Source organism: Stenotrophomonas chelatiphaga (assembly GCF_001431535.1).
In the GTDB taxonomy this organism is placed as follows: domain Bacteria; phylum Pseudomonadota; class Gammaproteobacteria; order Xanthomonadales; family Xanthomonadaceae; genus Stenotrophomonas; species Stenotrophomonas chelatiphaga.
The window spans coordinates 17286-27042 of the sequence record NZ_LDJK01000042.1; the positions used below are offsets into that span (position 1 = coordinate 17286).

Annotated in this window: 7 protein-coding genes; 2 read left to right on the plus strand and 5 right to left on the minus strand. The window is 66.7% G+C overall.

Annotated features, from left to right (window positions below; genetic code table 11):
- The first annotated feature begins 1 nt into the window (after window position 1).
- Together ABB28_RS09945 and ABB28_RS09950 are read left to right on the plus strand one after the other, a co-directional pair.
- The gene (locus ABB28_RS09945; protein WP_057508482.1) at window positions 2-1186 is read left to right on the plus strand and encodes a BaiN/RdsA family NAD(P)/FAD-dependent oxidoreductase; all 1185 of its coding nucleotides are present in this window, start codon (window positions 2-4) and stop codon (window positions 1184-1186) included.
- Window positions 1187-1278: 92 nt separating this feature from the next.
- The gene (locus tag ABB28_RS09950) at window positions 1279-3348 is read left to right on the plus strand and encodes an EAL domain-containing response regulator (protein WP_057508475.1); all 2070 of its coding nucleotides are present in this window, start codon (window positions 1279-1281) and stop codon (window positions 3346-3348) included.
- Between the two features lie 139 nt (window positions 3349-3487).
- Here the strand turns inward: ABB28_RS09950 and fabV are convergent, their stop codons facing one another.
- The 5 genes from fabV to tgt form a co-directional block, all read right to left on the minus strand.
- Window positions 3488-4747: an enoyl-ACP reductase FabV gene (gene fabV, locus ABB28_RS09955; RefSeq protein WP_057508476.1), complete on the minus strand. Its 1260-nt coding sequence runs from the start codon at window positions 4745-4747 to the stop codon at window positions 3488-3490.
- 320 nt (window positions 4748-5067) lie between these two features.
- The gene (gene secF / locus ABB28_RS09960; RefSeq protein ID WP_057508477.1) at window positions 5068-6042 is read right to left on the minus strand and encodes a protein translocase subunit SecF; all 975 of its coding nucleotides are present in this window, start codon (window positions 6040-6042) and stop codon (window positions 5068-5070) included.
- A gap of 19 nt (window positions 6043-6061) precedes the next feature.
- The gene (gene secD / locus ABB28_RS09965; RefSeq protein ID WP_057508478.1) at window positions 6062-7915 is read right to left on the minus strand and encodes a protein translocase subunit SecD; all 1854 of its coding nucleotides are present in this window, start codon (window positions 7913-7915) and stop codon (window positions 6062-6064) included.
- A 62-nt stretch (window positions 7916-7977) separates the two neighbouring features.
- On the minus strand, window positions 7978-8322 hold the full coding sequence (gene yajC, locus ABB28_RS09970) for a preprotein translocase subunit YajC (protein ID WP_042615071.1): 345 nt from the start codon (window positions 8320-8322) through the stop codon (window positions 7978-7980).
- Window positions 8323-8453: 131 nt separating this feature from the next.
- Window positions 8454-9584: a tRNA guanosine(34) transglycosylase Tgt gene (gene tgt, locus ABB28_RS09975; protein WP_057508479.1), complete on the minus strand. Its 1131-nt coding sequence runs from the start codon at window positions 9582-9584 to the stop codon at window positions 8454-8456.
- Between the last annotated feature and the right edge of the window lie 173 nt (window positions 9585-9757).

Consider the following 9757-nt stretch of genomic DNA (forward strand, 5'->3'; position numbering starts at 1 on the left):
CGTGGCGGCAACGCGGTGCGATGTGCTGGTGGTCGGCGCGGGCGCGGCCGGGCTGATGTGTGCGCTCACCGCCGGCCAGCGCGGCCGCGTGGTGCAGGTGATCGACCATGCCAACAAGGTCGGCAAGAAGATCCTGATGTCCGGCGGCGGTCGCTGCAACTTCACCAACACCGGCACTACCCCGGCCAACTTCGTGTCGGCCAACCCGCATTTCTGCAAATCCGCGCTGGCGCGCTACACGCCGGCGGACTTCATCGAACTGGTCGAGCGGCACCGCATCGCGTACCACGAAAAGGAACTCGGCCAGCTGTTCTGCGATGTGTCGTCCAAGCAGATCGTCAAGATGCTGGTGGACGAGTGCGTGGAGGCCGGCGTGCAGGTCCGTACCGACTGCGCGGTGCAGCGGATCGAACGCGGCAGCGACGGCTTCCATGTGCAGACCGCGCACGGCATGTTCTTCGCCGCCTCGCTGGTGGTGGCCACCGGGGGGCTGTCCATCCCCAGCCTGGGCGCCACCGGCTTCGGCTATGAGATCGCCAGGCAGTTCGGCCACGATGTGCTGCCCACCCGCGCCGGGCTGGTGCCGCTGACCCTCAGCGGTACCCACCAGCAGCGCCTGGCGGACCTGTCCGGGGTGGCGCTGCCGGTGGAAGCGCGCAGCAATGGCATGGCCTTCCGCAACTCGCTGCTGATCACCCACCGCGGTATCAGCGGCCCGGCGATCCTGCAGATCTCCTCGTTCTGGCAACCCGGTGATGCGCTTGAACTGGACCTGCTGCCGGGCCAGGACGCAGACCACTGGCTGCGCGCGATGAAACGCGAGCGCCCGGACGCGGCCCTGCGCACGGTGCTGGCCGAGGTGCTGCCCAAGCGCCTGGCGCAGCGCCTGTGCGAGCACTGGCTGCCGGACCGCCCGGTCAAGCAGATCGATGAGCCGCAACTGCGCCAGGCCGCCGCCCTGCTCGCCGGCTTCCCGCTGGTGGCCAGTGGTACCGAGGGCTACCGCACCGCCGAAGTCACGCTCGGCGGGGTGGACACCGCGCAGGTTTCGTCATCCACCTTCGAATCGCGCAAGGTGCCCGGCCTGCATTTCATCGGCGAGGTGCTGGACGTGAGCGGTTGGCTGGGCGGTTACAACTTCCAGTGGGCGTGGGCCAGCGGCCACGCCGCCGGCAGCGTGGTCTAGCCGCGGCCCCTCCAGGGCGCGGCCAGCGGGGCCGGCGCATGGACCTGCGGGCGCGCATCGTGTATCTAATGGGCAGCTTGGGGAGCCTTTGAATGCAGAACTCGAATGACATCACGCTGCGCCTGGTGATCGTGGATGACAGCGGCGAGAACGCTGAAGCGATCGTCAGCGCGCTGCGCAACAGTGGCATCGCGGTGCGGCCTTCGCGGCCGCAGGACGTGGGCGAACTGGGGCAGGTACTGGCCGGGCAGCCGATCGACCTGGTACTGGCCGCGCCGCAGCAGTCGATCAGCCTGGCCCAGGTCTCGCAGCAGATCGCCGCCAGCGGCAAGGACGTGCCGCTGATCCTGCTGGTGGACCACATCGAGGAAGATGCGCTGGTCGAAGCCAGCGCGCACGGCCTGCGCGCGCTCGCGCTGCGGCCGCGGCCGGAACACCTGCTGGCGGTGGTGCGCGACCAGTGGGTCGACCTGCAGGCACGCCGCGGACTGCGCCGGATCGAGGCGCAGATGCGCGAGACCGAACGCCGCTGCGACGCGCTGATCGCCTCCTCGCGCGACCCCATCGCCTATATCCATGAAGGCATGCACATCCGCGCCAACGATGCCTACCTGGAAATGTTCGGGTTCGAAAGCTTCGACGACGTGGAAGGTATTTCGCTGCTCGACATGGTGGCCGCCCAGCACGTGGAAGGCTTCAAGCAGCTGCTCAAGGGCCTGAGCAAGGGCGAGCCGCCGCCGCCGCAGTACCAGATCGACGCCCGCCACCAGGATGGCAATGCGTTCGCGGCGACGATGGAATTCACCAGTGCGAGCTACGAAGGCGAGTCCTGCCTGCAGGTGGTATTCCGCCGCCGGCTGGAACTGGACCCCGAACTGGCCCGCGAAGTGGAGGAACTGCGCCAGCGCGACCAGGTCACCGGCCTGCTCAACCGCCCCACCTTCATGGTGCAGGTGGAAAACGCGGTGGCCCAGGCCAGCCGCAGCGAAGGCCGTTCCGGCCTGCTGCTGGTCGAACCGGATCATTACGCGCGCCTGCTGCCGGACATCGGGCTGGATTCGGCCGACGCGCTGATCGCCTCCATGGCCGCGCTGCTCAACGAAACGGTCGGCAGCCAGGCGCAGCTGGCCCGCTTCGGCGAGCACAGCTTCGCGGTGCTGCTCGACGGTGCCTTCGCCGATACCTCGGCCCTGGCCGAACGCATCCGCAGCGCCTATGCCGCGCATGTGTTCAGCATCGGCCAGCGCTCGGCCACGGTCACCGTCAGCATCGGCGGCGTGCAGGTCGGCGAGAAGATCGCCAGCATCGGCCAGGTGCTGGCGCGTGCCACCACCTGCGTGCAGGCCGCGGCCGAACTGGGCAACAGCGTGCGCATCTTCGACCCGGCCGCCACCGATCGGGTGGAAGAAGAGCGCATCGCGCGCTGGGTCAACCGCATCCGCGAAGCGGTGGACGGCGATGGCTTCCAGCTGCATTACCAGCCGGTGCTGAACCTGCAGGGCGAGTCGCGCGAACTGTACGAAGCCTACCTGCGACTGGACAACAACGGCGAACTGATGAGCCCGGTCGCCTTCCTCGGCATCGCCGAAGAACACGGCCTGCTGGCCGACATCAACCGCTGGGTGGTGCGCCGTGCGATCGCCATCCTGGGCGAACGCCAGCGCGCCGGCCATGCCACCCACATGCTGGTCAAGATCACCCCGGAATCGTTCGCCGATCCGCTGCTGATCAGCACGCTGCGCGATGAGCTGCAGGCGCATGGCGTGCCCGGCGACCGGCTGTGGCTGCATGCCCCGGAATCCAAGGTCTTCACCCACCTGCGCAACGCCCAGCAGTTCCTGCAGGCGGTCGCCCCGCTGGGCTGCCGGATCGGGCTGGAGCAGTTCGGTTCGGGGCTGGATTCTTTCCAGCTGCTGGCGCATTTCCAGCCGCAGTTCCTGAAGCTGGATCGCGGTTTCACCCGCGACGCGGCGAGCACGCGCGAGAACTTCGACAAGATCAAGGAAATCACCGAACGCGCGCAGGCGGCCAACATCGCCACCGTTGCCGAGTTCGTCACCGACGCCAATTCCATGACCCTGCTGTTCAGCGCAGGCGTGGATTACGTGCAGGGCGAGTTCGTCGGCGAGGCCTTACCGCGGATGGAGTTCGATTTCGGTTGAGGTCCGGGCGGCAGTGGCGGCCGTTGGCCGTCAGCGTTCTGCCTTGGTGGGTGACGACCGTTGGTCGTCACGCCGCTGCGCTCGCCGAGCATGGCTCGGCGCTACCGTGCCTCCGGTAGTGACGGCCGCTGGCCGTCACTCAGGTCATGTCGACCAGGTTGTCGATCTTCACGTCCGGATCCACGTCGGCGTCGTAGTCCACGCCCTCCACGCCGAAGCCGAACAGGCGCAGGAAGTCGGCCTTGTAGCCTTCCAGGTCGCTGATCTCGTACAGGTTCTCATCGGTGACCTGCGGCCACAGCTGCAGCACTTCGGCCTGCACGCCCGGCGCCATTTCCTTGTAGTCCGCACGCAGGCGGCCGGCCTCGTCGATCAGCTCGACGTGGCGGCCATCGGCGTCGGTCAGGTCGTGGCGCAGGCGCTCCACCGCCGTGCCGTCGGCCTTGCCGCCGTAAAGGATGTCGTACAGCACGTCGAGCTGCTCGATGCAGCCTTCGTGGGTGCCCTTCTCTTTCATCACCTTGAACAGCAGCGACAGGTACAACGGCATGGTCGGGATCGCCGAACTGGCCTGGGTGACCACCGCCTTCAGCACCGATACGCGTGCGTCGCCGCCGATCGCCGCCAGCTTTTCGCGCAGGCCCAGCACCTTCTGGTCCAGGTCCTTCTTGGCCGCGCCGATGCTGCCGTTCCAGTAGATCGCCTGGGTGATCTCTTCACCGACATAGGTGAAGGCGGTGGTGCTGCAGCCGTCGGCCAGCACGCCGGCCGCGGCCAGCGCGTCGATCCACATCTGCCAGTCTTCGCCGCCCATCACCGCCACGGTGCCGGCGATCTCTTCGGCGGTGGCCGGCTCCAGGTGGGTTTCGGTCAGCTTGACCTTGTCGGTGTCCAGGCCGCGCAGGGTGATCGGCGCGCCGATCGGCTTGAGCGTGGAATTGATCACCTCGCCGGTTTTCGGGTGCTTGCGACGCGGGGACGCCAGGCTGTAGACCACCTGGTCGACCTGGCCGAGGTCGGCCTTGATCAGCGCGATGACCTGCTCCTTCACTTCATCGGAGAACGCATCGCCGTTCACGCTCTTCGCATACAGTCCGGCCTGGCCGGCGTACTTGTGGAACGCAGCCGAGTTGTACCAGCCGGCGCTGCCGGGCTTGGTTTCGCTGCCGGGCTTTTCGAAGAACACGCCCAGGGTGGCGGCGTCGCTGCCGAAGGCGGCGGTGATGCGCGCTGCCAGGCCGTAGCCGGTGGAGGCGCCGATGACGAGCACGCGCTTGGGACCGTTGACGATCTTCGGCCGGGCGCTGATGTAGTCGATCTGCTGCTTGACCGCCGCATCGCAGCCGGTGGGATGGGTGGTGACGCAGATGAAGCCGCGGACGCGCGGTTTGATGACCATGGAGACCTCGGTGTGGGACAGGTGCCGCGCGCTGGCGCGCGTGCACGAAACGCTGGAATCGTAGTGTGCGGGGGGATTATGCACAACCGACGGGGGCGTATGCAGCGCGTGGTTCCGAGGCAGCGGCCGGGCCGGGGTGGGACACGCCGCAAGTACATCCTTGTAGGCTGCGTCGCCGCATCCCTGCGGCTCAGCGTCCCACCCCGCCCCGGCCGCTCCCTCTGCTGGCAGCAGGCCGCCCGTGGCGTGTGCGGGGAGGAGAACGGCAAAGAAAAAGCCGCACTTTCGTGCGGCTTTTTCCGTTTCTGCCGGCGGCCTTGTTACGGGCGGCGGGCCAGGGCTTCTTCGTCCTTGGCCTTGGGCAGCAGGTCCTGCTTGGTCACTGCCAGCACGCCCATGGTCAGCAACGGGCAGGCAATGAAGATCGAGGACAGGGTGCCGATCACTGCGCCGATCATCTGGCTCAGCGCCAGCCCTTCCAGCGAGCCGCCGCCGTAGATGTACAGCGCCAGCACCGACAGGAAGAACACCAGCGAGGTGATGATGGTGCGCGACAGGGTCTGGTTGATCGAGCGGTTCATCACTTCCAGCGGCTCCACACGCAGGCTGCGGAAGTTTTCACGGACGCGGTCGAACACCACGATGGTGTCGTTGATGGAGAAACCCATCACCGACAGCAGGCCGGCCAGCACGGTCAGGTCGAACTCGCGGCCGCTGAAGGAGAAGTAGCCTGCCACCACCAGCACGTCGAACAGGGTGGTGATGATGGCCACCACCGCGAACTTCCATTCGAAGCGGAAACCGATGTAGATCAGGAAGCCGACCAGCACGAACAGCGCGGCGTACAGGCCGTTCAGGGCCAGCTCCTTGCCGACCTGCGGACCGACGAACTCCGAGGACAGCACGGTGGCGGCATTGCCTTCCAGCGACACCGCCGTACGCACCGCTTCGGCGGTGCGGTTGTTGGCTTCGCCGGCGCTTTCGCCTTCGGCCTGGGCCTGCGGCTGCAGGCGGATCAGCAGGTTGCTGCCGCTGCCGAAGCTCTGCACCTGGGCACCGGCATAGCCGGCGGTCTCCAGGTGCTCGCGTACGGCGTCGACGTCGGCCGGCCGGTCGAAACGCACTTCCACCACGGTACCGCCGGTGAAATCCAGCGCGTAGTTGAAGCCCTTGCCGATGATGCTGCCGAGGGCGGCGATGAACACCAGCGCGGCGATGCCGATGGCGATCCATCGGGTGCGCATGAAGTCGAACTTGGTGTCGTTCGGGATCAGGTGGAGCGGAAACAATTTCATGGTATCGATCCTTTTCCCGTCAGATGGCCAGGGTCTTGAGCTTCTTGCGGCGGCCGTAGACCAGCACTGCAAGGGCACGGGAAACGGTAATGGCGGTGAACATCGAGGCGATGATGCCGACGATCATGGTCACTGCGAAGCCCTTCAGCGGGCCGGTACCGAACGCATACAACGCAACGCCTGCCAGGATGCCGGTCAGGTTGGCGTCGAGGATGGTGCCCGATGCCTTTTCATAACCGGCCACGATGGCGGCCTTGGCGGGCATGCCCGCACGCAGCTCTTCACGGATACGTTCGTTGATCAGCACGTTCGCATCCACCGACAGGCCGATCGACAACGCCAGGCCGGCAAAGCCCGGCAGGGTCATGGTGGCGCCGAACAGCGACATCACCGCGACCACGATCAGCAGGTTGAACAGCATCGCCACCGAGGTGATGACACCGAACATGCGGTAGTACACGGTGAAGAACACCAGCGTGAACAGGAAGGCGAAGCCCACCGCGGTGACACCGCGCTGCACGTTCTCCGCACCCAGGCTGGGGCCGACGATCTTTTCTTCCACGAAGTCCATCGGCGCGGCCAGCGAGCCGGATTTCAGCAGTTTGGCCAGGTCTTCGGACTCACGCTTCTCCAGGCCGGTGGTCTGGAAGTTCTTGCCGAACACGCCGTTGATGTTGGCCACCGAGATGACCTCTTCCTTGACCCGGAAGCTGCGCACTTCCTTGCCATCGACGGTTTCAACGGTGGGGATGCGCTCGGTGTACACCACCGCCATCGGCTTGTTCACGTTGGCGCTGGTGAAGTCGAACATGCGCTGTCCGCCGACATTGTTCAGCGTCACGCTGACCGCCGCCGAACCGTTCTGGTCGGTGGTGGCCTGGGCGGCGACCATCTGGTCACCGGTGACGATCACGCGCTTGGCCAGCAGCACCGGGCCGCGGTTGTCGCGCAGCTGGTAGACCTTGGCTTCCGGCGGAATACGGCCGCTGGTGATGGCGTCCTGCGCGTTGCCTTCGACCACGGCGCGGTATTCCAGCGTGGCGGTGGCACCGATCATGCGCTTGGCTTCGGCGGTGTCCTGCACGCCCGGCAGCTGCACGACCACGCGGTCGGCACCCTGGCGCTGGATGATCGGCTCGGCCACGCCAAGCTGGTTGACGCGGTTGCGCAGCGTGTTGACGTTCTGCTCGATGGCGCCGTTGGCGATGGCGTCCAGTTCGGCGCCGGGCAGGCTGACGGTCACGCGGTTGCCGCTGACTTCAAAGCCCAGCGTCGGCTGCGACTTGAACAGCGCATCACGGGCACGCAGGCCGGCACCCTCGCCCGCGCTCGGGCTCAGGTTGGCGACGATGGTGTTGTCCGCCCGGCGCTCGACCGACTGGTAGGGAATGCGTGCATCACGCAGGGTGGTGCGCACGTCTTCGGTGTAGCCGTCCAGGCGCTTGTCGAGGGCAGCCTTCTGGTCGACCTGCAGCACGAAATGCACGCCGCCCTGCAGATCCAGGCCCAGCGTCATCGGCCGTGCGCCCAGGTTGGACAGCCAGTCCGGCACGGTGGAGGCCAGGTTCAGCGCCACCACGTAATCCTCGCCGACGCTCTGCTTCAGCACGTCGTTGGCGGCGGTCTGCGCCTGCAGGTCGGGCAGGCGGACGATCAGGCTGTCGCCTTCCACTTCGGCCGCCATCGGGGTGACGCCGGCCTGCTTGAGGTCGGCCAGCACGCGGTCACGCAGCGCTGAATCCACCAGGCCGCCGCGGTTGGCGGTGATCTGGATGGCCGGATCCTTCTGGTAGATGTTGGGCAGCGCATACAGCGTGCTGATCGCCAGGACGATCAGGATGACGACGTACTTCCAGCGTGGAAATTCGAGCATTGCGAGGTTCCCGCGCGGCGCCATCCCCGGCGCCGCGGTTGTGCTTCAGAAAAGGGAGTGGATCAGACAGCCGACTTCAGGGTACCGGCCGGCAGCACGTTGCCGACGGCGCCCTTCTGCACGCGGATGCGCACGTTGTCAGCGACTTCCAGGGTGACGAAGTTGTCGCCGATGTCGGTGACCACGCCGGCGATGCCACCGTTGGTCAGCACTTCGTCGCCGCGCTTGATCTTCTCCAGCATGGCCTTGTGCTCCTTCTGCCGCTTCATCTGCGGGCGGATCATCAGGAAGTACATGATGGCGATCAGGATGACCGGGAACAGCAGGGTGGTCATGGTGAAGCCCTGCGGTTGGCCGCCGGCAGCCTGGGCGTGGGCGGCGGGAATCAGGAAAGCAAGCAGGTTCATCGTGGAGTCCTTTGGTTGGGCGGCGCTCCGGTGCCACATGTGGCCGGGCGCGACCGCAGATCGGTGTCAGCCGTGAAGTATGCCACGGGCCCAGGGATTCGTCCTTGGGCCCTTCGGCAGGGGGCGGCCGCTCAAAGTGGCGGTACGGCAGCCCCCCGGGCTGCGTAGAAAGACCCGCGGAAGGCCTCGAAGGTTCCCGCGGCGATGGCAGCGCGCATGTCGGCCATCAGCTTTTCGTAATAGAACAGGTTGTGCAGGGTGCCCAGCATCGGCGCCAGCATTTCATTGCAGCGGTCCAGGTGGCGCAGGTAGGAGCGGGTATAGCCGCCGCTGCAGGCAAAGCAGCCGCAGCCCGGCTCGATCGGGTCCATGTCGCGCTCGTAGCGGGCGTTGCGGATGCGCACCGTGCCGAAGGAGGTGAAATAGTGGCCGTTGCGCGCGTTGCGGGTGGGCATCACGCAGTCGAACATGTCCACGCCGCGGGCCACGCCTTCCACCAGGTCTTCCGGCCGGCCCACGCCCATCAGGTAGCGCGGGCGGTCTGCCGGCAGCACCGGATTAAGGTGGTCCAGCATGGCATTGCGTTCATGCTCGGGTTCGCCCACGGCCAGCCCGCCGATGGCATAGCCGTCAAAGCCGATCTGCTGCAGGGCGTCGGCCGAGCGGCTGCGCAGGTCGGTATGCACCCCGCCCTGGACGATGCCGAACAGCGCGGCGTCGTTGCCCAGCGCATCGTGGGCATCGCGCGAACGCTGGGCCCAGCGCAGGCTGAGCTCCATCGAGCGGCGGGCGACGTCTTCGGTCGCCGGGTACGGCGTGCATTCGTCGAAGATCATCACCACGTCCGAATCCAGCACCTTCTGGATCTTCATGCTTTCCTCGGGGCCGAGGAAGACGCGGGCGCCGTCGGTGGGCGAGGCGAAGGTCACGCCCTGTTCGGTGATCTTGCGGCGATGCGCCAGCGAGAACACCTGGAAGCCGCCGGAATCGGTCAGGATCGGGCCGTCCCAGCGCGCGAAGCCGTGCAGGCCACCGTGGTCGGCGATGACGTCCAGGCCGGGGCGCAGGTAGAGGTGGAAGGTATTGCCGAGGATGATTTCCGCGCCCAGGGCACGCACCTGGTCGGGGAAGATGCCCTTGACCGAGCCATAGGTACCGACCGGCATGAACGCGGGGGTTTCCACGGTGCCGCGCGGGAAGGTCAGGCGGCCCCGGCGGGCACGGCCATCAGTGGTCTGGAGCTGGAACTGCAGTCGGGACATGGTGCGGTTGTTCGGGACAGATAGCGTTGTATTGTCTCGCACTTTTCGGTTTACCGCGAAAAGCGTGGCGCCGCGGGGTGTCTTCGCGGGGCACGGGCGGGGCAGGCTGCACGGGACACGCCGCAAGTACGTCCGTGTAGGCTACTGTTCGGCTCCTGCCTCACAGTGTCCCG

Excerpts from the sequence above, each read along its gene's own strand:
- yajC (WP_042615071.1), bottom strand. The coding sequence starts at position 8,322 with ATGAACCTGCTTGCTTTCCTGATTCCCGCCGCCCACGCCCAGGCTGCC.
- secF (WP_057508477.1), bottom strand. The coding sequence starts at position 6,042 with ATGAAATTGTTTCCGCTCCACCTGATCCCGAACGACACCAAGTTCGAC.
- fabV (WP_057508476.1), bottom strand. The coding sequence starts at position 4,747 with ATGGTCATCAAACCGCGCGTCCGCGGCTTCATCTGCGTCACCACCCAT.
- ABB28_RS09950 (WP_057508475.1), top strand. The coding sequence starts at position 1,279 with ATGCAGAACTCGAATGACATCACGCTGCGCCTGGTGATCGTGGATGAC.
- tgt (WP_057508479.1), bottom strand. The coding sequence starts at position 9,584 with ATGTCCCGACTGCAGTTCCAGCTCCAGACCACTGATGGCCGTGCCCGC.
- secD (WP_057508478.1), bottom strand. The coding sequence starts at position 7,915 with ATGCTCGAATTTCCACGCTGGAAGTACGTCGTCATCCTGATCGTCCTG.